We start from the raw sequence: 20,380 nt of genomic DNA, 5'->3' as shown, positions 1-20,380 counted from the left end.
ATGACAGAGTGAGGGTTGGCGGCACAGGATTCCTTTTTGAGCACAACAGTGGCAACCGGTCAGTCTTTCAGGGCCCGCAGCACCCGCCCCAGCACGTCGGTAAAGCGGTCTGGCCGCTCTGCCAGCCAGTCGTGCAGGCGGTGGCCCGCGCCCTGCAAGCGCATCAACTCGACACTTTGAGCCTGGTCGGCCCGGCTGAGGTACTGCTGCTGAACCGCCTCGGGGATCACGTCGTCCTCGGTGCCAAATACCAGCAACAAACGCCCGGTAAACCGCCCCAGGGCCTCGTAGGCAGGCGACGAATCAAACGATGTCGTGGCGCGCAGGGCGCCCTGGAAAGCAGGCCCAAAAGGCAGGCGCTGAGCCACCGCCGCGTAGGCCGCCGGGCAGAACAGCACCAGGGCCCGAGGTGCCAGGGCGTCGATCAATGTGCAGGCCACATGGCCCCCCATGCTGCTGCCCAGCAGCGCCACCGGAGGCTGCAGGCCCAGGTGGCCGGCCACCGCCAGTGCCTGCTCGGCGCGGTGTGCCAGGCTGGAGCCGATGAGCTGCCCGCCGCTTTCGCCGTGGCCGGCAAAGTCGAACGCCGCGCTGGTGTGGCCGTGGGCGGCCAGCGCAGACAGCAACGGCCGAAAGCCCCGGCGCGACGACGTTCCGCCCCCATGCAGGGCCAGGATGCGCGGCGCCTTGGCCGCCTGGCCAGGATGATGCACGCTGCCGCGCAGCTCGGTGCCATGCAGCGCCAGTTCGAATTGGGTGGTGTGGACCATGTCAGGTGGCTTGATCGTCAGCAAGGCCGGACAGCGCGGCCGCCACCGACTCTAACCGCGTCCGCTGAGCCACCCCGCTCTGAAGCCCCGCACGCGACACGCCCCCATGGATAATCGGCTGGAGCCCCCCGGCCCGAAGGTTGCGTCGCCCCCAATCCCATCCACCCCGCTAACGCCCACAGCAAGCCCCATCACCATGCCGCCCAAGTCCACACCTCTTCGCTACCTGAGCGCCCTGGCGCTGATTGCAGCCGGCTGCGCCTTCGGTCCTGCCCGGGCCGACAGCCTGGCCTCGTCGGCCTCCAGCGCCGGCTCTTCGGCCAGTGGCAGCGTGTCGGATTCGTTGCATGGCTCCAGCAACAGCTCGGCCGACAGTTCGCGCGATGGCCGCCAGGTGGCCAATGGCGACTACCGCATCCTGGCGCTGGCCCCGGTGCCGGAGCGCCCCGGCAAGCTGCGCCTGACGCTGCAATGGCAGCCTGCCTTGCCGACAGCCCAGGTCACGGCGGCGGCCGACCCGACCCTGCTGATGCTGGACTTGCCGGCCGACGTGGTGCGCCAGCAAGACCTGGGCGCGGGCGGCACCGTGCATGCCGAGCAGCGCGTCTATGGCATTGAGTTCAGCCGTACCGAAACCCGGCAAGCCTTCTTCCTGGTGCTGGCCGACGACTGGCACGACGACCTGGCCGCCCGCCCTGTCATCGGGCTGTGAAGCCGCGGGTGATCCGGGGCCTGCTGGCGGGCCTGGCACTCGCCGGCGCCTGGGCCACGGCACAGGCTGCCGGATGGGCGTCGTCGTCATTTTGTGAGCGCAACCCCACGCTGAGCGCTGGCGAGCAGGACACCCTGCTGCGTTTTGCAGGTGTGTTGCGGGCCGAACTCGACGCCACCGGCGAAGACACGGTGCTGATCAGCCGCTCGGGCCTGGATCTGTCCGAGTTCGGGCTGCGCTACTCGCACGCCGGGGTGGCCTTGCGTGACCGCGACACCGGCGTGTGGCGCGTGCGCCAGCTCTACTACGCCTGCGACGAACAGGCCCCACGCCTGTACGACCAAGGGCTGGCAGGTTTTGTGATGGGCTCCGAGCGGCCGCAGCGGGGCTATCTGTCCATCGTGCGCCTGCCACCTGATGCCGCCCGGGCCTTGCGCGCGGCCGCCCTCGACACGCCTGCAGCCCTGCAACTGCTGGCCGGCCGCTACAGCGCCAATGCCTATGCCTGGAGCCTGCGCTACCAAAACTGCAACCAATGGGTCCTGGAGCTGATGGCCCTGGCCTGGGGTGCCCTGCCCCCTGGCCCCGATCTGCGCGCCCAGGCTCAGCAATGGCTGCGCCAGGCCGGCTACGCCCCCGCCCCTGTGCCTGTGCCCTCGCATTGGCTGATGTTTGCCGCCAGCTTTGTGCCGCTGGTGCACCTGGACGACCACCCCGAAGACGACCGCTACGCCTTGCGACTGAAGGTCAGCGTCCCGGCCACCTTGGAGGCCTTTGTCCGGGCCCGCTGGCCCGACAGCCAGCGCCTGGAGCTGTGCCATGACAGCCAGCAGGCCGTGGTGCACGGGGGCTGGGCCCTGGTGGACGAAGCCTGCCGTGCCGGACCGGCAGATCGCCAGCAAGCGCTGCAGTGAAGGCCTGTGCTGGCCGAGTCCGGTCAGGGGGCATGGCGCAGGCGCCAACGCCCCAGGCTCAAAGTTGCTATAACCCGCCAGGCCACCAGCCCTGTTGAGGCGCAAAGACTGCGCCCGACAGGGTTGCCCCCACTGGCCTTGGCCCTGCAACCCACCTGGACCCCCATGACAACAAAGCACCCCATCCCCTCGGCCCTGATGATGGCCGTTCTGCTGGCCAGCACAGCGGCATCGGCTGCTCCCCCCACTGCCGACGAGGTGGTCAGCACGATGGAGAAGCTCAATGGCGTCACGCCGGGCGCCCGGCGCAATCACATTCAGGGCCTTTGTGCCACGGGCAGCTTTGTGGGTGCACCGGCGGTGCAGGCCTACTCGCGCTCGGCGCTGTTCAGCGGCCAGCCCGTGCCCGTGGTGGCCCGCTTCTCGCTCGCAGGTGGCAACCCCAACACCCCTGACTCGGCGAAATCACCGCGAGGGCTGGCCGTCGAGTTTCGCCTGCCGGGCGGCAGCCTGCAGCACTTCACCATGCTCAACGTGCCGGTCTTCAGCGCGGCCACGCCACAGACCTTCCAGGATGCCCTGTTGGCCAACCTGCCCGACCCGGCGACCGGCAAGCCCGACCCCGCCAAGCAGCAGGCCTTTCGTGACAACCACCCTGACGCCAAGCCCCTGGCCGCCTTCATGGCCAGCCACAACCCGCCTGTGAGCTACGCCCAGAGTGACTTCTACAGCGTGCACACTTTCAAGTTTGTGAGCGCCAAAGACCAGACCACCCTGGTGCGCTGGCGCTTTGACCCCGAAGCCGGTGTCAGCCGCTGGAGCGACGAAGCCCTGAAGACGGCTCCGGCCCGCTTCCTGGATGAAGACCTGCTGAGCCGCGTGAAGGCCGGGCCCCTGCGCTGGAACATGGTGGTGACGCTGGGCGAGGCCGGCGACGAGCAGAACAACCCCACCGTGTTTTGGCCCGCCGAACGCCGCCAGATGCAGGCGGGCGTGCTGACCCTGACGGCCGCCACGCCACAAGCCGGGGCCGAATGCGAAAAGATCAACTTCGACCCCCTGGTCATCGCCGAGGGCATGGCCCCCACTGAAGACCCGGTGCTGCTGTTTCGCTCGCCGGCCTACGCCGCCTCGTTCGTCAAGCGGTTGACCGGCCGCTGAGCCCGCGGCTCACACCGCGTCTGGCTTGCCAATGGCTTTCAGCACGGCCGGGCCAATGATGCGGTGCATGGGGGTGACCGGAAGCATGTAAAGCTTGCCCAGCAGGTTGTGCACATGCACCACGGTGGTCACGGTGACGGTGCTCGGCCCTCCGGCCGGGTCGGCGGCCCGATGCACCGACAGGGTCACGTCCAGATGCTTGTCCTGGTCACCCAGCAGCACCTCGTCGGGGGTGTTGCGGATCAGGGTGAATATGCCGACACGCTCACCCACGGCATACGCTGATCCGGGCTTGGCGGGGTCCAGTCGCGACAAGGCGCCCAGGTCTTTCAGGCCCAGCAGGGCCACCACCCGGTTGCGCAGCACCATCAGGGTGTCAACCCAGCGCGGTGTGTGCCGCAAAGCCTGCAGAAAATGGTCCAGCGCGGTGGCCTGGCTGGGCCCCACGGCAATGGCGTTGGCATCGTGAAAATAGGCCCCGGGCAGCAAGGGGCTGATCAGGCTGCCAGCGGGCGCTTCGCAGGTGTAGGGGCGTGAGGGCATGGGGGTCATCGGGTGAGGGCTGATCGGCTGGGCCAAGCAAGGTGCTCAGGGCTTGTCGCTGAGCATCTGCAATTTGGCGAGCAGTTCGGTCACGCTGAAGGGCTTGGCGATGTACTCGTCGGCTCCCGCCATGAGCCCATCAAACTGATCCATCAACTGGGCCTTGGCGCTCAACATGAGAATCTTGCAGCTGTGGCTGGTGTCAGCCCGGATCACCTTGCAGACCTCCAGGCCGTCCAGCCCACCGGGCATCATCACGTCGAGCAACACCACATCGGGTTTGTGCTCGTGGTATTGATCCAGGCCACTGCGTCCGTTCACAGCCTCGATCACCTCGCAGTCCATGAAATCGAGCGCCATCACGATCAGCTGCCTGACAGAGGGGTTGTCTTCGATGATCAGGATTTTCATGCGCCTGCCTTGCCTGAGATGAATGTCTAGGGGCGTCAGCTTATCAGCCAAACCAGGGCCTTCAGCAAAGCCCGGCCAAGTCAGGCCGCGGTCAGACGCACCACGCTAAGGTCATGCCACTTCATGAAGGACCGCTGATCTTGCCCACAGAACCTCGATACGACGCAAGGCCTGGCCTGCAGGCCGAGCGCCCCTGGCGCCCCTTGCCTGGTGCCACCAGCGATCCCGGCGAATCGCTTTGCTGGGTTTGGCTGAAGGTGCTGGCCGTGGGCTTTCTGCTGGCCACGGCCGTGGGACTGATCGGGCTGACGCTCGACATCCTCTGTGTCTGAAGCGCTGCCCAAAGGGCGCTCAGACCAATGAGCGTTCCCTCAGGTGACGTCAGCGGCACACCGGCAGCATCAGGCCCCCATCGAGCAGGCGCATCGAACAAGCCCAGCCGGCCAAGAGGTCGCCCGACCGGCGGCTGTTCGAGGCCATCCAGGGCCGTGCCCAGGCGATGACCGGGGCGCGGCCCACTGACAGATCCTGACCCAGTTCGGTCAGAGGCCGGGGTGCAAGCCTTGGTCGCGGAACTTTGTAAAGATGAGCTCGTCTACCTTGAGCGGTGCCGAGAGCGGCCCGCCCTGCGGCCCCTCAGCCTCAGGTGATGAAGACCTCTCAGGGAGAAAATACAAAGTGAAGCACTTCAACAACTTTCGTCGGCCCCTGCTGACCCTTTCCATCGTGGCCCTTCTTGGATTGTCAGCCTGTGGCGGCGGTGGGCTGGATGCCCTGGTCGGCGGCACGATGTCGGGACTGCCAACGGGCCAGCAGCTCGTGTTGCAAAACAATGGTGCCGACGACCTGACGCTGACCCAGAACGGCGACTTCCGCTTTGCCACGGAGCTCAAGGCCAACGCCAGCTACAGCGTCACCATCAAGACCGCCCCCACCGGCGTGAGGTGCCAAGTCACCAATGGCAGCGGCAAGATCAACAACGTGGGCTCTTCGGTCCAGAACATCAAGGTCAGTTGCGACACCGGCCCCTCCATCGGCGGCACCCTGACCGGGCTGCAAAGCGGCTACAGCGTGATCTTGAGCACCAACGGCATGTCGGTGGTCCTGGCACAGAACGGCGACTTCAGGTTCGCCAATTCGCTGCCCAACGGCACCAACTACAACGTGGTGGTGGCACAGCAACCCCTGGTGGGCAACTGCCTTGTCAGCAACCCGACGGGCGTCACCGCCACCAACAAGCTTTCGCTGGTCAGCGTGAGCTGTCAGTGAACATGGCCACCCCGGTGCGGTTCAGGTAGACAAGATCCCACTCGGACTCTTCCACCAGCTCAAAGCCATGCCGCTGGTAGAAGTGGTTCGAGCGGCTGCCTCGCAACGCCGTCACCTTGACCGGCAGGCCCTGGGCCGCAGCCTGCCTCAACACATCGACCACCACTGCGGCCCCCAGGCCCCGACCTTGGTGATCGGGGTGCACGTACAGGTGATCGAGCAGCAGGTGCTGCGGTTCAAGCCGCAGCACCACCACACCGACCCTGCGCCCCCCCACCATCAGGTGACGAGTGCACTCAGGCGAAAAATGCTCAAGAAAGCGGGCCCGGGCCCGCACGGGGTCAAACCGACCCAAGGCCTCCAGGCTGGCTTGCATGGCCGCGATGCGCAGGGCGACCAGTTCCTCGGCATCGCCGAGGCGGGCGGGTTCGTAGTGAAGTGTCATGGCAGGCCTGGAGCATACGGCCCCGGGCTTGGCTGGGGGCAAGCCCTTGCACAGCTGGCGTAAGACCGCCTACCGCGACGGGTCACGCGCCGTCAGGGAGCGCACCCAAGGAACGGGTCAACCGGGCCCGTCACGGGGCGCATCAAAGGCAGATCAAGGGCTTCAGATAGGCGTCCCGACGACCCTTGAAGCCCGCGGCCTGCTCCATCAACCACCCCTGCACCAGCGCCACCGCAGGCGGCGGGCTGGCCGAACAGATGAGGTGGTAAGCCGCCCGGGATGTGACGTAGCCCTGAAACGGCAGCACCAGCCGGCCCGCCAGCAACTCGTCGAGCACCATGCTCAGGCGCCCCATGGCCACCCCCTGATGCGCCATCGCCGCACCGACGGCCAGCAGTGACAGATTGAACACCCGCCCTTGCGGCAAGCGGTTGGCCGGCCAGGCCACACCGGCCTGCGTCAGCCAGTGCAGCCATTCTTCGCCGGGCCGGGCGCCGGCCCAAGGGGACTCATCGTGCAGCAACCAGGCCCCATCGAGATCGGTGGGCGAGCGGATCTCGGGGTGCTCGGCCATGAAGACCGGGCTGGCCACTGGCAACAAAACCTCGTCGAGCACCTGCTGGGCCTTCAGGTCGGGATAGTGCCCCAGGTCGTACCGCAACGCCGCAGCCAAGCCCTCGGCCCGCATGCGCTGGGCATCGAGCGGATGGAACTCGGCCATGACCTTGAGCCCCACCTCTGGCAGACGGCGGTAGAAATCACCCAGCCGGGGCGTGAGCCAGCTCATGGCCAATGTGGGTGAGCAGCTCAGCAGCAGGGCTTCTTGTGCGTCGGGGGTGCGAATCTGTGCCAGTCCTTGCTCGATGGCTTGCAAGGAGGGGGTGAGCGCCGAGGCCAGGCGCTGGCCCTCGGTGGTGGGCGAGAGCGTGCGGTGATGGCGCACCAGCAAGGGCTTGCCTGCCCATTCTTCGAGTTGGCGCACTTGCTGGCTGACCGCCCCCTGGGTGATGCAGAGGTCTTGCGCCGCCTTGGTGAAGCTCTGGCAACGCACCACGGCCTCGAAGGTGCGGGCCCAGACCAGCAAGGACGGCGAAAGGTGGACCAGGCTCACAAGTTCACATTGGTTTGACTAATGAATCGCATCAGTATAGGCCGCTTCTCTGTTGGCATGGCTGGATGAACAATGCAACCATCCATTAGCGAAAGCAGCCCATGCGCTCCCCCAACACCGACTCCCACACCGACTTCAAGATCGACTTTGACATGCCAGGCCTGTTGGCCGGCCGACCGGTGCTCTGGACCCAAACCCAAGGCCATCCCAACCCCGTGCAGGATGAGGGCACCCTGGCCTTGTCACCGGCCGCCATCGAATCGGCCCGCCTGCGCCTGAAACGCTTCGAACCGCTGCTGGCCGAGCTTTTTGATGGGCTGCAAGCCTGCGGCGGGCAGATCGAGTCGCCTTTGATGAACGTGCCAGATCTGCAAACAGCCCTGGGCCTGCCGCCCAGCCGGGGCAGCCTGTGGGTGAAGGCCGACCACCTGCTGCCCGTGGCCGGCTCGGTCAAAGCGCGTGGCGGCACCCACGAGGTGATCGAGTTTGCCGAAACACTGGCCCTGCAGCACGGTCTGATCGACCCAAGCGGCGACTACCGCCAACTGGCCAGCCCCGAGGCCAGGGCCCTGTTTGGCCAGTACACGGTGGCCGTGGGCTCGACCGGCAACCTGGGGCTGGCTATCGGCACCATGGCCGCCGCGCTGGGTTTGCGGGCCGAGGTACACATGTCAGCCGACGCCAAGGCCTGGAAGAAAGCACGGCTGCGCAGCCGCGGCGTGAGTGTGATCGAACACGCAGGCGACTATGCTGACGCTGTGGCAGCCGGGCGGGCCGGGGCGGCGGCCGATCCGCATTGCCATTTTGTGGATGACGAACGCTCCAGCTCGCTGTTCTTGGGCTATGCCACGGCTGCCGCGCACCTGGCGGCCCAGTTGGCAGAGGCGGGGCGGCCTGTCGACGCCCGGCACCCGCTGTTCGTCTACCTGCCCTGCGGTGTGGGGGGCGCCCCCGGCGGGGTGGCGTACGGTCTGCAGCAGCTGTTCGGGCACCATGTGCATTGCCTGTTTGCCGAGCCCACGGCATCGCCCTGTTTTCTGGTGCAGCGGCTGGCGGGCTGGTCGGGCCTGCCCGCCACCGGGCCACACCCCAGCGTATATGACATCGGCCTGAACAACCTCACCGAAGCCGATGGGCTGGCCGTGCCCCGGGCCTCCACCCTGGCGGCCGCCGCCGTGGGCGCCCAGATCGCCGGCATCTACACCGTGCAGGACGACACCTTGATGCGCCACCTGTGGCAGGCCCAGGCCAGCCAGGGCCTGCGCATCGAGCCTTCGGCCGCTGCCGGCCTGTCAGGCCCGGCCATGCTGCTCAACACCCCCCAAGGGCAGGCCTATCTGCAACAGAGGGGCCTGGACAGCCAGATGGCGCAGGCGACCCATGTGGCCTGGCTGACCGGGGGCATGCTGATGCCCGAGGAGGACTATCAGGGCTTTGTGCTGCGGGGCCAAGCCCGCGATCAAGCGCAGGCCTGAAACCGGGAAGGTGGGAACCTGGGTGCGCTCAGGCGGCCCGGCGCACCCACATCAGACTGGCGCCCATGGCCATCAACACGCCGCCAAACAGGCGGTTCTGCGCCCGTTGCGCCCGGGCGCTGCGCAGCAGGCTGGCCAAGCGTGCGCCGGTGAACGCATAACCATGCATGACCACCAGGTCTACCGCCACGGTGGTGAGCATCAGCACCCCGATCTGGGGCAGCAGGGGGCGGCTGGCGACGATGAACTGGGGCAGCACAGCCACCATGAAGACGATGCCCTTGGGGTTGGTCAGGTTGGTGAACAAGCCCGTCAAGAAACGCTGCCGGGCCGACATCATCGGCACTGCGCCAGCGTTCGCCCCGGGGTTGTCGGTCGCCTCATCCAGCAAACCGTGGCCTGCGTGTACCGGCGCGCGCCATTGCTTCCAGCCCAGCCACAGCAGGTACAGAGCCCCCAGCACCTTGACCACGGTGAACGCCATGGCCGAAGCCACCAGCAGCGAGCCCACCCCCACCCCGGCAATCAGGGTGATGCCCATGAGCCCGGCCTGCAGGCCCAGGATGGTGACGCTGGCGCCTTGCACGCCATAACGCAGCCCATGCCCCACCGACAGCACAGCCCCGGAACCTGGCGACAGGGCAATCAGCCAGGCCGCCGCGAAATATGACCACCAAATACTTGTATCCATGCCTCAAATGGTAAGGGGCAATGCGCCTGCCCCGGCACAGGTGGGCTTGAAAACCGCCTTGGCCGCCAGGCCACAGGGCGATTGAAGCGAGGGCTCAGTTCAGGGGCGCCTGAAAGAGCAGGCCAGCGGCGGGCAGGGGCAGCCCCACAGGCGCCAGCCCAGAGGTAGCTGTGGGCGGCTCTGCCAGCAAGGGCGGCACGGCATTGGCACCGACACGGTTGCGCAAGGCCGCCGCAGGTTCTCGGTAGACGTGCTGGCCAATGAACAGGCGCATGCGCAAAGAGCCCAGCACCTTGAGGAACAGGTCCATGCTGATGTGTGCAGGGTCGGACTCGATGTGGGCGATGCGCGATTGGGTGACCCCCACCATCTGCCCGAACCGGGCCTGGGTCAGGCCAGTGGCACGGCGGGCCTCGATCAGCATCGGGCGCAAGGTCGCCAGATCGGGAAACGGATGCACCTCGGCGCCCAGGGCGGTCATCAACAGGTAGAACTGGTGCAGCTTGATGGCCAGCGGATTGCGCTCGATGCCCCACACGCGCGAACTGCTGATCTTCATGTAGTCTGCCACCTCGGCCACCGAAACCTGCTGGGCCAGGCGCAGGGCCTTGAGCTGCGCACCGAGCTGGGTGGGAATGACGGCGTATTGCATGGTGCTGGGGACTCCGGTGGGGGCTGCTGCGATTGTGCCAAATCCGGCCGGTGCCGCCAGGGCTTTCCGAGTGGAACGCAGGGTCAGCAGTCGTTGGCAGCCGCATCGACCCGGCACTTATGGCGCTCCGTCCAAATCCGGCAACGCTGGGTCAGCCACCCTGATATCCCGGGGTTTGCCGCGCTGCGCCCTCCAGGCCGCGCGTGACAGCATCGATCCCATGTTCAAGCTCGAAAGGCGTTGATGACGCAGGCCCGACGCCCCTCTGAAAGTGAGGTATTGCCGTCGATTCGGGCCCAGACCAGTTCCTTCTTTCTCTTTGACGACCAAGCCGGATATCGCTCTACACCCTCATTTTCGCAACGGCTTTCCGTCAGCAACAACAGGTGTAGAAAAAGTCACCTGGCCCATACAGTTGTATCGAACCGACCCAATGTGGGTTACCCGACCTTTCAAGGGCCTACAGGCAGCAGGTGAAACTGAGCAATCATCGACATTGATCGCAATATCTGCCATGCGTATTCTTGATGACAGTTGCCAGAATTGTGACCCTGTTGAACATTTCTGATGCCACGATGAAAGAGGTCGTCATCCGACCCTCACGTGGCCGGACTGGTCCCCCGTGAAACGGTCCGAATGCCCGGCTTTTTTTTGAAATCTGTCACACCGGGATCACATCAGTGATGCCCCGCATTCACACGGCGTGGGTGGGTTGTCCTCTTCAGTTGCGATTCAAATCTTTCCGATCTCTTATGACTTGAATCAAATCTTGACCAAAGCATCAACTTATGATGAAGATCGCACATCACAAATTAAATGATTTTGTCATTTATTTTTATCATTTTATGATCGAGCCTCATACCGAGACCTGGAGCCAGCGTGCGTCTTGACGAGCCATTTGATTTAGGTTCGATTCTGTTACCTGGCTCAGCAGGGATTCAGACTTACCCACTGCCAGGCAATGTGGGTTCCAGCTTTATTTCGCACTGGTCTGGGCCCGCACACCAATCGTCCAGTGTGGGGACCCCTTATCTCAGCGTGGCTTTGTTTCCTCATGCCGAAAAAAAGCATGCGATGTTCAACTTTGGCAACGGTTGGATTGATCGCTTCTGCGACGACCCCCACGCGATCTATGTCACGCCGCCAAACACAGCACATGAATGGAAAATAGACGGCGCACTCATGGTGGTCATGCTGTCCATCTCCATGTCACAGATCAGCGCAGTGATCGAGGAATTAGAAATCAATGACGATGCCATCGAACTGGTCAAGCCCCTGGCCGAAAAGGGCTACTCAGATCCTTTGGTGCATGACCTTATCCTTCGCCTTTGGACTTTTGCCCGCTCGGGTACCAGCTGCAATCCGTTGTTCTTTCAAAGCAGCCTTGTCTGCATTTTGCACAGCATCGCGTCCAAGATCACGCAACGCGCCGGCATGCCGCCCCAGCAATTGAATGGTCGGAATCTGCAAAAGCTCTTGGACATGATTGAGGATCGCATCAGTGAGAACCTGACTTTGAGTGACCTGGCCACGTTTTCCAAAACCAGCAAGTTCCACTTTATTCGTTTGTTCAGTGAGGCGACCGGACGAACGCCTTACCAGTACATTCAGCACCGACGAATCGAGAGGGCGCGCCTGTTGCTGATGACAACAGAGCAGACCGTGGCAGACATTGGCACCCTGGTCGGGTTTGGCGATGCCCCCAACTTCTCCCGCACCTTCTCACGGCATGTGGGTCTGAGTCCGACCCAATTCCGCCAGCAAGCCTGCTGACCCCTTTTCGCAGGCCGGGGCCCAGGCGAGCTCCTGTTTGCTGGCCCACGGCCCCTCAGGTGTGCAACGCCCGATTGGCGTTCACACACGGACGCCTGAAGACATCCACGACATTGACTCATTGATTGGCTTGATGGCGCAGTGCCGTGAGGCTGATGCGCTGTCTCTGACCAAAGCCACATTTTGGCGCGCGTTCTGTTCCAGCGACTTGGTTGCCTCGCCCACTTGGGCAATCCCTGGGGTCTGTTCACGGCTGGCAACCGAGATCTGGGTCATGAGGTCGGTGAGGCTCCGATTCTCCCGAACCACATCGTTCATGGTCTGCCCAGCCTGGTTCACCAAGGCGGTGCCCGCTTCAACGCACCCACGCCCTCGTTTGATGGCCAGCGTCGACGCCAGCCCTCCGCCTTCACATCAGGTGTCAAAAGGTTTCCCAGTCGTCATCGGTACCCGTGCGCCCGGCCGTCGGGACTGACCGGCCCAAGGCCGATGGTGAACCTGCCTTGGTGAGCAGAATGCCCCCCTGGGGACCCAAGCTGGGCCGTATCGGGTTACCTGCCACCACGCTCAAATTCCGGGCATGGACCTGCGGCTGATTGCTGGCGTTGCTGCGCTTCACTGGCAATTGGCTATTGGCCAGCTTGAACACCGACACTGCCGCCACCAGTTCACGCGCCTGCTGGTCCAAACTTTGCGCAGCCGCCGCACTCTCCTCCACCAGCGCGGCATTTTGCTGGGTCGTCTGGTCCAACTGGTTCACCGCCTGGCCAATCTGGCTGACTCCGGTGTTCTGCTCCGTACTGGCTGAACTGATCTCACCCACCACTTCACTCACCCGCTTGATCGACAGCACCACATCCTCCATTGTCCGACCCGCCTCGTCCACCAACAGCGTGCCTTGTTCCACCTGGACCACGCTGGCACCGATCAACGACTTGATCTCCTTGGCCGCGTCCGCCGAACGGCCCGCCAGGCTGCGCACCTCGCTGGCCACCACCGCAAATCCCCTGCCCTGCTCGCCCGCACGCGCTGCTTCCACTGCCGCGTTCAATGCAAGGATGTTGGTTTGAAATGCAATCCCGTCGATCACACCAATGATCTCCGCGATCCGCTTGGAGCTTTCGTCAATGCCCTTCATGGTGTGCACGACTTGCTTGACCGCCTCGCCCCCCTTGAAGGCCACCTGCGAGGCGCTTGCTGCCAACTGATTGGCCAACCTGGCGTTGTCGGCGTTGGTACTCACCGTGGTGCCGAACTGATCCATCGTCGCTGCCGTCTGCTGCAGCGCACTGGCCTGCTCTTCGGTGCGCTGGCTCAGGTCGGTGTTACCCATCGAGATCTGCGTGGAGGCCGTGGCCACACCTTCCGCATTCATGCGCACGTTGGAGATGACCGATGCCAGGTTTTGCTGCATGGACTGCATGGCTGCCATGATGCTGCCCGTGTCACCGGGCTTCACATCGATAGCTGTCGTGAGGTCGCCGCCAGCCACCTTCTGGGCCACACCCACCGCGGCATCGGGCTCACCGCCGAGTTGCTTCGTCAGGCTGCGCGTGATCACCAGGCCCAGGCCCACACCGATGGCCAGTGAGGCAACCGTCAACACGATCAACAGGGTGCTGGTGTCATGGTAGGCGATCAGATTGGCTTCAACAGACTTTTTGGCGTTTCCTTCCTTCAAAACCACAAGCTCTTGCATGGCTTGATCCAGTTCGTTGACCTTGACGCTGAATGGGCCAAACAGGTAGGCGCTGGATTCATGCGAATTTCCTATTCCTTCGCGTTTTGCGATGGACACAATTCGACTGACTTCTTCCTGGTAGCCCGGCATCAACTCATTCAGCTTCTTCAGAAGCTCAACCCCCCGTGCCGAATACACCATGGAGTCGACATCACGCAGGTTGGACTTCAGTAACTCAATATTTTTATCAATGGTTTCGAATGATTTCAACCGACGCTCTTCGCTAGGGGCAAGCATAACGTTACGCACGGCACGCCCCACATACAGCATATTGATGGTGCATTGTTTCAACAGTGATATCCCTCTCAACTCTTTTTCATAGAGCATTTGATCACGCTCATTGATTTGAGACATGCCCCAGATACCAACGCTGCTGACAGCGAAACCAATCACTCCAACCAAGACAAATGAACCGATAAGTCTATGCGCCAACTTCATATTTATATCCCTACGGAAATTTCAGACAACAGCCCGCGCTGTTAAAAAACAAACGGAATCAAGCAGCCTGTCAGACTCAAGAAGCACCAATTGTTTTGCAGCCCCGAGAACAGCATTTGACGCAGATCAAACCTCAATAATCCCCCTCAAAAAACAAGAGAAAACCAATAAATGATGAACAGCACCGTTCTTCGAATGACTCCCGATTCTAAAATACATAATCTACGAACGGCAAATTCAGACAAGCAGAGCAACACAAGACAATGATTCCATTGTCTTTCTGATAGAAAAAACGACAGAGAATTCCCATTCAGATTTCAAAATGATTAATGCCAACAGACTCATTTCACGGCCATGACTCCGGCGCAGCACTTTCAACAAGGCTGAATGCTTATTCAGTTGAAGCAACTTTCTCCAATTGGCAACATACTCAAATCATGATTGGTATCCAATACTCTCGATCGGTTCCATTTTCAAAATGACAATGGCAGCCATGGGCTATTGCTTGACCAGCAATCAACTGCGAGAGATTGAATGTTCTCAGAGTACACATACCCTGCGCTGACATACCTGGGAACCTTGTCCATATTTTTCGTTTTGGCGTTGCTGATTCGCTCTATTTTTAGAATTTACTCAATCCTCAATAAGATGAGCGTTGAAAATAAAAATCGTTCACGGGCTATCCTCACAGACAGTGCAGCAGGTTTGATCAATGAGCTCGGCCTAAAAACAAGCTTGGCAAACAAGCGAAAACCTGCAGATCGAGGGGACCCCTCCATTTGCGTTGTCTGCCTGCAGTGCGGTGATGGCTCACTCCAATCCCGTAACGCTTGTTGCGGGTCCGATGAAGACGGCTGCCGCCAAGGGCGAGATAAACGTGTTCAGACACGGCCCTCAAGCTTGGAAAGCCGGCAGCCTGAAACTGTGCGAACTCATTCTTCTCACTTGCAGTGACTCGTCGGTTGCCACTGACCTCGGAAACAAGCAGCTATCGGGGCTGGAAGCGCCATTGACCCGCCATCATGATTCGGTGCACGTGAAATGCTCGAAGGGGCCGCAATCTGAGCAGCCCCCGACCACAATCGATCAAATGGTGCTCGACTGAAACCTGCCAAGGTGCTGATGGTCGCATTGAGCCAATGCCTGCAAGGTTTGCAGCTGCCAGCCGACCTCCGGCTCGAAGGCCTCTCGTTCAGCCACCGCGGCGTAGCCACCCGAGCCGTAGACGGCAGCGTAGGCACAGTACTGGGCCGCCTCGATGGCCTTGCCTGCCACGGCCTTGGCCACACCGTAACTGGCCGACACAGCCGCATGGCCACAGCCATCCAGCGACCGCGATCCCCGATGTCGATTCGCCAGGGTGGCGGCCTGGTCGGCGGCGGTCTGCAGCGCTGCCTCATCCGCTTGGCCATCGACATACCGGGCCAGGACCTGGAGGCAGGCGATGACCTCGGGTTCCTCCAGCAGGTGTTCGACCCGGCGGGCGCAGGCGAGGCAGAAGGCCAGTGCCAAGGGTCTGTTTTCGGGAGCGTCCAGCCGCAGCTGGCTGGCAAGACAAGTCAATGCTTCGTTCATCGAGGGTCTCCGACAGGCCGTTGTAGAGCCGACCCCACTTTACCCGCCCGGCGCCACCGCGCACAGAACATGCCGAGTGCCACGGCAATCCCTGGGCGGCCAGCCCCGCGAAACTTGGCAAACGCCGGGGCCGACAAAGTGCTTGGCTTGCTCAAGCTCGCGTGCGGTTAGGTGGCCAACGCCAAACCCGCGCCAAAGCCAGAGGCTGCTCAACAGCCTGACTGCGGCGCCTGCACAGACAATGGAAGCCTGCTGGTCGGCGGGGGCCGTCAGCCCTTGCCCCTCTGGAGACCGTCATGAAACACATGCGCCTTGCCCTGATCACCACGAGCAGCTTGCTGCTGACCGCCTGCGGTGACACCGCCTTGCTCACGGTGGCTGAAGGAACCGGGCCACATCCACGCTGGGTAGCGCCCCACCCCACGCTGATCCCGACCGTGAACATCGCGCCCGCCCGAGGGTGGCCTGCGGGCAAGACGCCAACGCCGGCCGAGGGCACGCGCGTGGCGGCTTTTGCGGATGGCCTGGACCACCCCCGCTGGCTGCTGGTTCTGCCCAACGGTGATGTGCTGGTGGCCGAAACCAACGCACCGCAACGGCCCGATGACAGCCGTGGCCTCAAAGGGATCGCGGCCCGCCTGGTGATGAAGCGGGCCGGGGCCGCAGCGCCCAGCGCCAACCGCATCACCCTGCTTCGCGACAGCCAGGGCAAAGGCGTGGCCGACGAGCGCCATGCCTTGTTGACGGGCCTCAACTCGCCCTTCGGGATGGTGCTGCTGGGCCAGCACCTTTATGTGGCCAACACCGACGCTGTTCTGCGCTTTCCGTACACACCCGGGGACACCCAGATCAGCGCCCCAGGCGAGGTGGTGGCCAGACTGCCCGCGGGCCCCGTCAACCACCATTGGACCAAGAACCTGCTGGCCAGCGCCGATGGCCGCAAGCTCTACGTGACCGTGGGCTCCAACAGCAATGTGGCCGAGCTGGGCATGGACGCAGAAGCTGAACGTGCCGCGATCTGGGAGCTGGACCTGGCCAGCGGCACGCACCGCGTCTTCGCCAGCGGCCTGCGCAACCCCAATGGCATGGCATGGGCCAGCGATGGCGGGTTGTGGACCGTGGTCAATGAGCGCGACGAGATCGGCAGCGACCTGGTGCCCGACTACCTGAGCTCGGTGCAGGACGGCGGCTTTTACGGCTGGCCCTACAGCTACTTTGGGCCCCACCTGGACGAGCGCGTGCAGCCTCAGAACCCTGAGCGGGTAGCCAGCGCCCTGGTGCCCGACTACGCGCTGGGGCCGCACACCGCCTCGTTGGGACTTGTATCGGCCCAGGGCAATCGCCTGCCAGGCCGGTTTGCTCAGGGCATGTTCGTCGGGCAGCACGGCTCATGGAATCGACGTCCGCACAGCGGCTACCAGGTGATCTTTGTGCCGTTCGAAGGCCCCCACCCCTCGGGCGCAGCGCCGCTGGAGGTGCTGACCGGATTTCTCGATGGCGAGGGCGGCGCTTATGGGCGCCCGGTGGGCGTGGCCATCGACCGCCAAGGTGGGCTGCTGGTCGCCGACGACGTAGGCAACGTCGTCTGGCGGGTCAGTGCGACAGAGGGCCGCGCAACAGGTCGTTGAACGGCTGCTGGTACCCGGCCGTGAGGCCCTGCCCAACCCGTGACGTCGCCATCACTGACTGTGGACACTGTGCTCCTGCACCCATTTGACAGCGATGGGCACATTTTTACGTGCCAGCTTGTCGATGCCCGCCAAGTCCTTGGAGCGTTCTGCACTGCCCTCAGGCGCGGTCTCGTAGTGGGCAATCAATTTGTTGGCCTCCGCTTCGCGATCCCTTTTGACGGCCAGTTCATGACCCACGAAACACCCGGCCGCGGCCCCCATGACCGCGTGGCCGCCAGCGACATGCCCTGCCACGGCGCCAGCCGTGGCGCCACTGATGCAGCCCAGCGCATAGGCCGGTGAAGCAGAAAACCCCAGGCCAGCCAGACAGCTGGCAACCAGGACGGCAGATCGAACAACGTACGTCATTGAATACCTCATCTCATGAATGTTGGTGGTCGCCTGAGCGGCGATCGCGGAACCTACGCCCTGAGGCGTCTGCGAGAGGCGCCATGCCAAGCGCCAAGGGCGCCGTGAACCTGGGTCGCCCCAACGCAGCTTGCGCTTGCCATCAGGCTTCAAACCTGTTTGGCGCAGGCCTTGCCGTGATCGGCGTGGTTGCCCTTGGCCTTGGCATCGGCCTCGTTCATGTACTCGCCGGATTTGGTCTTGCCATAGGACTTGCTGCCTTCGCAGTGGTACACATGCGACTTGGTGTTGACCCAAACCTGGCCACTGCCACCCCCCGGTGCGGCAGGGGCCGCAGAGGGCGATTTGGCGGGCGAATGGGCTGGCGTGGCGCTCGCTGCGGCTGCCGGTGTCGGCATGGCAACAGGGGCAGCGGCCGGCGCCGTCGCGGCGGGGGCAGCCGCAGGGGCTGCGGCTGTTGCCGTTTGTGCAAAGCCCGAAGCGGCGCAGAGCAGCCCGGCGGCGAGTGTCAAAGCGAAAACGGATGTCTTCATGGAAGTCCTTTGCGGTGATCCAGGTTGGGGCATCAAACCTTTTGAAGCCTCACGTTACACAACGTACCTGACGCGCGCGCCGATGACCCGCATCAAGCTGCACCACACCGTCAAAGCAGGCAATAAGTCACACAACACCGCCACTTGCCCACTTGTTTGGGCTGGGCGAGGTCGGCCTGGCCGCGAAAGCCGCCAGGCTTCGGGTTCGCCGCCACCGCCCACGGCCTCCACGAGGGGCTCAGCTGCGTCGCCATCCATGAACCCGGCGAGCCACCTGCGCAATCACCGCCTCCCGCGCTTCCAGCTTGGCCTTGGATTCCGTCAGGAACACGGCCACCACGATGGGCCCCCCCTCTTGCGGCCAATAGACACCCACATCGTTGGTGCTGCCATGTGCCCCCGTGCCGGTCTTGCTGCCCACGCGCCATGCCTCAGGCAGGCCTGCAGCCAGTCGTTTGGCATTGGTCCGGGTGTCTTGCAACCATTGCGCCAGTTGTTGCCGGCTGCCGTTCGACAAGGCGGGGCCCAGCACTGCCTGCCTGAGCAAGTTCACCATGGCCCGGGGGCTGCTGGTATCGCGCGCATCACCGGGGGTGGATTCATTGAGCTCGGGCTCCCAGCGGTCCAGCCGGGTGACCGGATCACCCAGTTGCTGGGCAAACCGGGTCAGGCCCTCGGGCCCGCCGAGCGAGCGCAACAGCAGGTTTGCCGCCGCGTTGTCACTGACGGTGATGGCGGCATGACACAGCTCGCCCACGGTCATGCCCGAGCCATCTGCGTGTTTTTCGGTCACGGGCGACCAGGGCAGCAACGCCTCGCGGCCAAACGGGATTCGCCGGTCCAGGTGCTCCAGGCCCTGGTCTACCCGGCGCAGCACCTGGGCGGCGGCCAGCCACTTGAAGGTGCTGCACATGGGAAAACGCTCGTCGAGCCGGTGACCCGTCCACAGCCCGGTTTGGGTGTCGCACACCGCCACCCCCAGGCGGCCCTGGGCCTCACGCTCCAGGGCCACCCACTGGGCCGCATTTTCTGGGGGATGGGCCATGGCTTCGGTCTGGGCACGGGCCACTGTACAAGCCAGGCTTGTCGCCGAGACAAGGGCAAACCGGTTGAAGCTTCTTCTTTGCATGGAATTGAATTGCAAGTTGGGTGATCAAGAGCCGGCATGCTAGTGAAGTCGATGGCGCAGGACAAACGATGATTTCGGGTGCGAAGCCATAGAAAATCTGGGGCATGAACCTTCCTTTGAATGCCCTGCGCGCCTTCGAGGCATCCGCACGCCACCTGAGCTTCACACTGGCTGCGCGCGAGTTGAACGTGACCCAGTCCGCCATCAGTGCCCAGGTCAAGAACCTGGAGCAGCATCTGGGCTCGCCCTTGTTCCGCCGGCTGCCCCGTGGCCTGGTTCTGACCGATGAGGGCCAAGCCTTGCTGCCGATGCTCAGCGACTCGTTCAAACGCATGGCGGCGGTGCTGGGGCAGTTCGAGCGGGGGCGCCTGCGCGAGCCCCTGACGGTGGCGACCGTGGGCACCTATGCGGTGGGCTGGCTGATGCCTAGGCTGGAACGCTTCACGCTCGACCACCCGTTTGTCGACCTGCGCCTGCTGACCCACAACAACCAGGTCAATCTGGCCGGCGAAGGGCTGGATTTCGCCATCCGCTTCGGTGACGGCTCCTGGCACGGTACCTGGGCCGACGCATTGCAGCAGGCCCCCCTGAGCCCGGTGTGCTCGCCCGAGCTCGCTGCTCGGCTGGGCTCACCCGACGACCTTTGCCGGCACTCCCTGCTGCGCTCCTATCGCAGTGATGAATGGCCCGCGTGGTTTGAGGCTGCCGGCATCACACCGCCCGTGCTGCGCGGCCCGGTGTTCGACACCTCCCTGGCCATGGCCTCGGCCGCCGTGCAAGGCTTCGGCGTTGCCTTGCTGCCGCCTTCGATGTTCACACTCGACCTTCGCCAGGGCCGGCTTGTGCAGCCCTTCGACCTCCAGATCACCCAGGGGCGTTACTGGCTGACGCGCCTCAAATCGCGGGCCCCGAGCACGGCGATGAGCGAGTTCCGGGACTGGTTGCTCCAAGAGGTGGGCGCCGAACCCGCGCCCTGACGGGCCTCGGCCTGCAGGCCC

Annotated in this window: 23 protein-coding genes; 10 read left to right on the top strand and 13 right to left on the bottom strand. The window is 63.6% G+C overall.

Annotation, left to right across the window (positions count from 1 at the left end; translation table 11 throughout):
* Positions 1-59: 59 nt before the first annotated feature.
* Positions 60-770 carry an alpha/beta fold hydrolase gene (locus AC07VS_RS21710; protein ID WP_494751965.1) on the bottom strand — a complete coding sequence of 237 codons (711 nt, stop codon included), beginning with the start codon at positions 768-770 and terminating at the stop codon, positions 60-62.
* A 196-nt stretch (positions 771-966) separates the two neighbouring features.
* Between AC07VS_RS21710 and AC07VS_RS21705 the strand changes: the two genes are divergently transcribed.
* The 3 genes from AC07VS_RS21705 (at position 967) to AC07VS_RS21695 (ending at position 3,557) form a co-directional block, all read left to right on the top strand.
* Positions 967-1,482, top strand: coding sequence for a hypothetical protein (locus AC07VS_RS21705; protein ID WP_492345998.1), 516 nt, complete (start codon positions 967-969; stop codon positions 1,480-1,482).
* 8 nt (positions 1,483-1,490) lie between these two features.
* Positions 1,491-2,396 (top strand): DUF2145 domain-containing protein, encoded by a 906-nt coding sequence (locus AC07VS_RS21700; protein WP_492345999.1) that lies wholly within the window; start codon positions 1,491-1,493, stop codon positions 2,394-2,396.
* A gap of 165 nt (positions 2,397-2,561) precedes the next feature.
* On the top strand, positions 2,562-3,557 hold the full coding sequence (locus tag AC07VS_RS21695; protein WP_494751964.1) for a catalase family peroxidase: 996 nt from the start codon (positions 2,562-2,564) through the stop codon (positions 3,555-3,557).
* A 9-nt stretch (positions 3,558-3,566) separates the two neighbouring features.
* Here AC07VS_RS21695 and AC07VS_RS21690 read toward each other — a convergent pair whose 3' ends face one another.
* Together AC07VS_RS21690 and AC07VS_RS21685 are read right to left on the bottom strand one after the other, a co-directional pair.
* Entirely contained in the window at positions 3,567-4,100 is a 534-nt protein-coding gene (locus AC07VS_RS21690) for a DUF2867 domain-containing protein (RefSeq protein WP_492346001.1), read from the bottom strand.
* A gap of 45 nt (positions 4,101-4,145) precedes the next feature.
* Positions 4,146-4,511, bottom strand: a complete 366-nt coding sequence (locus AC07VS_RS21685; protein WP_492346002.1) for a response regulator transcription factor — start codon at positions 4,509-4,511, stop codon at positions 4,146-4,148.
* 140 nt (positions 4,512-4,651) lie between these two features.
* Between AC07VS_RS21685 and AC07VS_RS21680 the strand changes: the two genes are divergently transcribed.
* Positions 4,652-4,843: a hypothetical protein gene (locus tag AC07VS_RS21680; protein WP_494657078.1), complete on the top strand. Its 192-nt coding sequence runs from the start codon at positions 4,652-4,654 to the stop codon at positions 4,841-4,843.
* A 346-nt stretch (positions 4,844-5,189) separates the two neighbouring features.
* Complete coding sequence (locus AC07VS_RS21675; protein ID WP_494657080.1) at positions 5,190-5,780, top strand: hypothetical protein; 591 nt, start codon at positions 5,190-5,192, stop codon at positions 5,778-5,780.
* Here the strand turns inward: AC07VS_RS21675 and AC07VS_RS21670 are convergent.
* The gene (locus AC07VS_RS21670; protein ID WP_494657081.1) at positions 5,761-6,225 is read right to left on the bottom strand and encodes a GNAT family N-acetyltransferase; all 465 of its coding nucleotides are present in this window, start codon (positions 6,223-6,225) and stop codon (positions 5,761-5,763) included. The genes AC07VS_RS21675 and AC07VS_RS21670 overlap by 20 nt on opposite strands.
* A gap of 142 nt (positions 6,226-6,367) precedes the next feature.
* Positions 6,368-7,336 carry a LysR family transcriptional regulator gene (locus AC07VS_RS21665; RefSeq protein WP_492346006.1) on the bottom strand — a complete coding sequence of 323 codons (969 nt, stop codon included), beginning with the start codon at positions 7,334-7,336 and terminating at the stop codon, positions 6,368-6,370.
* 101 nt (positions 7,337-7,437) lie between these two features.
* Here AC07VS_RS21665 and dsdA point away from each other — a divergent pair, with 101 nt between their 5' ends.
* Positions 7,438-8,811 (top strand): D-serine ammonia-lyase, encoded by a 1,374-nt coding sequence (gene dsdA / locus AC07VS_RS21660; protein ID WP_494751963.1) that lies wholly within the window; start codon positions 7,438-7,440, stop codon positions 8,809-8,811.
* 28 nt (positions 8,812-8,839) lie between these two features.
* Here the strand turns inward: dsdA and AC07VS_RS21655 are convergent, their stop codons facing one another.
* Both AC07VS_RS21655 and AC07VS_RS21650 read right to left on the bottom strand, forming a co-directional pair.
* Positions 8,840-9,502: a LysE family transporter gene (locus AC07VS_RS21655; protein WP_494751962.1), complete on the bottom strand. Its 663-nt coding sequence runs from the start codon at positions 9,500-9,502 to the stop codon at positions 8,840-8,842.
* A 94-nt stretch (positions 9,503-9,596) separates the two neighbouring features.
* A complete protein-coding gene (locus tag AC07VS_RS21650) occupies positions 9,597-10,154 on the bottom strand; it encodes a helix-turn-helix domain-containing protein (RefSeq protein ID WP_494751961.1) in 558 nt (185 codons plus the stop codon).
* An 879-nt stretch (positions 10,155-11,033) separates the two neighbouring features.
* On the opposite strand from AC07VS_RS21650, the gene AC07VS_RS21645 reads away from it, so the two are divergent.
* Complete coding sequence (locus AC07VS_RS21645; RefSeq protein WP_494751960.1) at positions 11,034-11,927, top strand: helix-turn-helix domain-containing protein; 894 nt, start codon at positions 11,034-11,036, stop codon at positions 11,925-11,927.
* 81 nt (positions 11,928-12,008) lie between these two features.
* Here AC07VS_RS21645 and AC07VS_RS21640 read toward each other — a convergent pair whose 3' ends face one another.
* The gene (locus AC07VS_RS21640) at positions 12,009-12,245 is read right to left on the bottom strand and encodes a hypothetical protein (protein ID WP_494751959.1); all 237 of its coding nucleotides are present in this window, start codon (positions 12,243-12,245) and stop codon (positions 12,009-12,011) included.
* Between the two features lie 103 nt (positions 12,246-12,348).
* The gene (locus AC07VS_RS21635; RefSeq protein WP_494751958.1) at positions 12,349-14,106 is read right to left on the bottom strand and encodes a methyl-accepting chemotaxis protein; all 1,758 of its coding nucleotides are present in this window, start codon (positions 14,104-14,106) and stop codon (positions 12,349-12,351) included.
* Between the two features lie 805 nt (positions 14,107-14,911).
* Here AC07VS_RS21635 and AC07VS_RS21630 point away from each other — a divergent pair.
* Positions 14,912-15,211, top strand: a complete 300-nt coding sequence (locus tag AC07VS_RS21630) for a hypothetical protein (RefSeq protein WP_494751957.1) — start codon at positions 14,912-14,914, stop codon at positions 15,209-15,211.
* On the opposite strand, the gene AC07VS_RS21625 is transcribed toward AC07VS_RS21630, so the two are convergent.
* Positions 15,193-15,681, bottom strand: coding sequence for a hypothetical protein (locus tag AC07VS_RS21625; protein WP_494751956.1), 489 nt, complete (start codon positions 15,679-15,681; stop codon positions 15,193-15,195). The two genes, AC07VS_RS21630 and AC07VS_RS21625, sit on opposite strands and share 19 nt — an antisense overlap.
* 296 nt (positions 15,682-15,977) lie before the next feature.
* Here AC07VS_RS21625 and AC07VS_RS21620 point away from each other — a divergent pair, with 296 nt between their 5' ends.
* Positions 15,978-17,309: a PQQ-dependent sugar dehydrogenase gene (locus AC07VS_RS21620; RefSeq protein WP_494751955.1), complete on the top strand. Its 1,332-nt coding sequence runs from the start codon at positions 15,978-15,980 to the stop codon at positions 17,307-17,309.
* Between the two features lie 51 nt (positions 17,310-17,360).
* On the opposite strand, the gene AC07VS_RS21615 is transcribed toward AC07VS_RS21620, so the two are convergent.
* From AC07VS_RS21615 to bla, 3 genes are all read right to left on the bottom strand, one after another.
* Positions 17,361-17,720, bottom strand: a complete 360-nt coding sequence (locus tag AC07VS_RS21615; RefSeq protein ID WP_492346015.1) for a hypothetical protein — start codon at positions 17,718-17,720, stop codon at positions 17,361-17,363.
* Between the two features lie 149 nt (positions 17,721-17,869).
* On the bottom strand, positions 17,870-18,253 hold the full coding sequence (locus AC07VS_RS21610) for a hypothetical protein (RefSeq protein ID WP_492346016.1): 384 nt from the start codon (positions 18,251-18,253) through the stop codon (positions 17,870-17,872).
* A gap of 238 nt (positions 18,254-18,491) precedes the next feature.
* Complete coding sequence (gene bla / locus AC07VS_RS21605; RefSeq protein WP_494657090.1) at positions 18,492-19,382, bottom strand: class A beta-lactamase; 891 nt, start codon at positions 19,380-19,382, stop codon at positions 18,492-18,494.
* Between the two features lie 104 nt (positions 19,383-19,486).
* Between bla and AC07VS_RS21600 the strand changes: the two genes are divergently transcribed.
* Positions 19,487-20,359, top strand: coding sequence for a LysR substrate-binding domain-containing protein (locus AC07VS_RS21600; protein WP_494657091.1), 873 nt, complete (start codon positions 19,487-19,489; stop codon positions 20,357-20,359).
* Positions 20,360-20,380: the final 21 nt, after the last annotated feature.

It is taken from the genome of Curvibacter sp. GW821-FHT01G03, from assembly GCF_059422285.1.
The sequence above is the reverse complement of the archived record's forward strand: the minus strand, read 5'-3'. Positions and strand labels throughout refer to the sequence as shown.

Bases quoted from the DNA above. Each gene is read 5' to 3' on its own strand.
- AC07VS_RS21625 (WP_494751956.1), bottom strand. From the start codon at position 15,681: ATGAACGAAGCATTGACTTGTCTTGCCAGCCAGCTGCGGCTGGACGCT.
- AC07VS_RS21650 (WP_494751961.1), bottom strand. From the start codon at position 10,154: ATGCAATACGCCGTCATTCCCACCCAGCTCGGTGCGCAGCTCAAGGCC.
- AC07VS_RS21705 (WP_492345998.1), top strand. From the start codon at position 967: ATGCCGCCCAAGTCCACACCTCTTCGCTACCTGAGCGCCCTGGCGCTG.
- AC07VS_RS21655 (WP_494751962.1), bottom strand. From the start codon at position 9,502: ATGGATACAAGTATTTGGTGGTCATATTTCGCGGCGGCCTGGCTGATT.
- dsdA (WP_494751963.1), top strand. From the start codon at position 7,438: ATGCGCTCCCCCAACACCGACTCCCACACCGACTTCAAGATCGACTTT.
- AC07VS_RS21685 (WP_492346002.1), bottom strand. From the start codon at position 4,511: ATGAAAATCCTGATCATCGAAGACAACCCCTCTGTCAGGCAGCTGATC.
- AC07VS_RS21600 (WP_494657091.1), top strand. From the start codon at position 19,487: ATGAACCTTCCTTTGAATGCCCTGCGCGCCTTCGAGGCATCCGCACGC.
- AC07VS_RS21635 (WP_494751958.1), bottom strand. From the start codon at position 14,106: ATGAAGTTGGCGCATAGACTTATCGGTTCATTTGTCTTGGTTGGAGTG.
- AC07VS_RS21670 (WP_494657081.1), bottom strand. From the start codon at position 6,225: ATGACACTTCACTACGAACCCGCCCGCCTCGGCGATGCCGAGGAACTG.
- AC07VS_RS21640 (WP_494751959.1), bottom strand. From the start codon at position 12,245: ATGAACGATGTGGTTCGGGAGAATCGGAGCCTCACCGACCTCATGACC.
- AC07VS_RS21620 (WP_494751955.1), top strand. From the start codon at position 15,978: ATGAAACACATGCGCCTTGCCCTGATCACCACGAGCAGCTTGCTGCTG.
- AC07VS_RS21690 (WP_492346001.1), bottom strand. From the start codon at position 4,100: ATGCCCTCACGCCCCTACACCTGCGAAGCGCCCGCTGGCAGCCTGATC.
- AC07VS_RS21710 (WP_494751965.1), bottom strand. From the start codon at position 770: ATGGTCCACACCACCCAATTCGAACTGGCGCTGCATGGCACCGAGCTG.
- AC07VS_RS21610 (WP_492346016.1), bottom strand. From the start codon at position 18,253: ATGAAGACATCCGTTTTCGCTTTGACACTCGCCGCCGGGCTGCTCTGC.
- bla (WP_494657090.1), bottom strand. From the start codon at position 19,382: ATGCAAAGAAGAAGCTTCAACCGGTTTGCCCTTGTCTCGGCGACAAGC.
- AC07VS_RS21695 (WP_494751964.1), top strand. From the start codon at position 2,562: ATGACAACAAAGCACCCCATCCCCTCGGCCCTGATGATGGCCGTTCTG.
- AC07VS_RS21630 (WP_494751957.1), top strand. From the start codon at position 14,912: ATGGCTCACTCCAATCCCGTAACGCTTGTTGCGGGTCCGATGAAGACG.
- AC07VS_RS21615 (WP_492346015.1), bottom strand. From the start codon at position 17,720: ATGACGTACGTTGTTCGATCTGCCGTCCTGGTTGCCAGCTGTCTGGCT.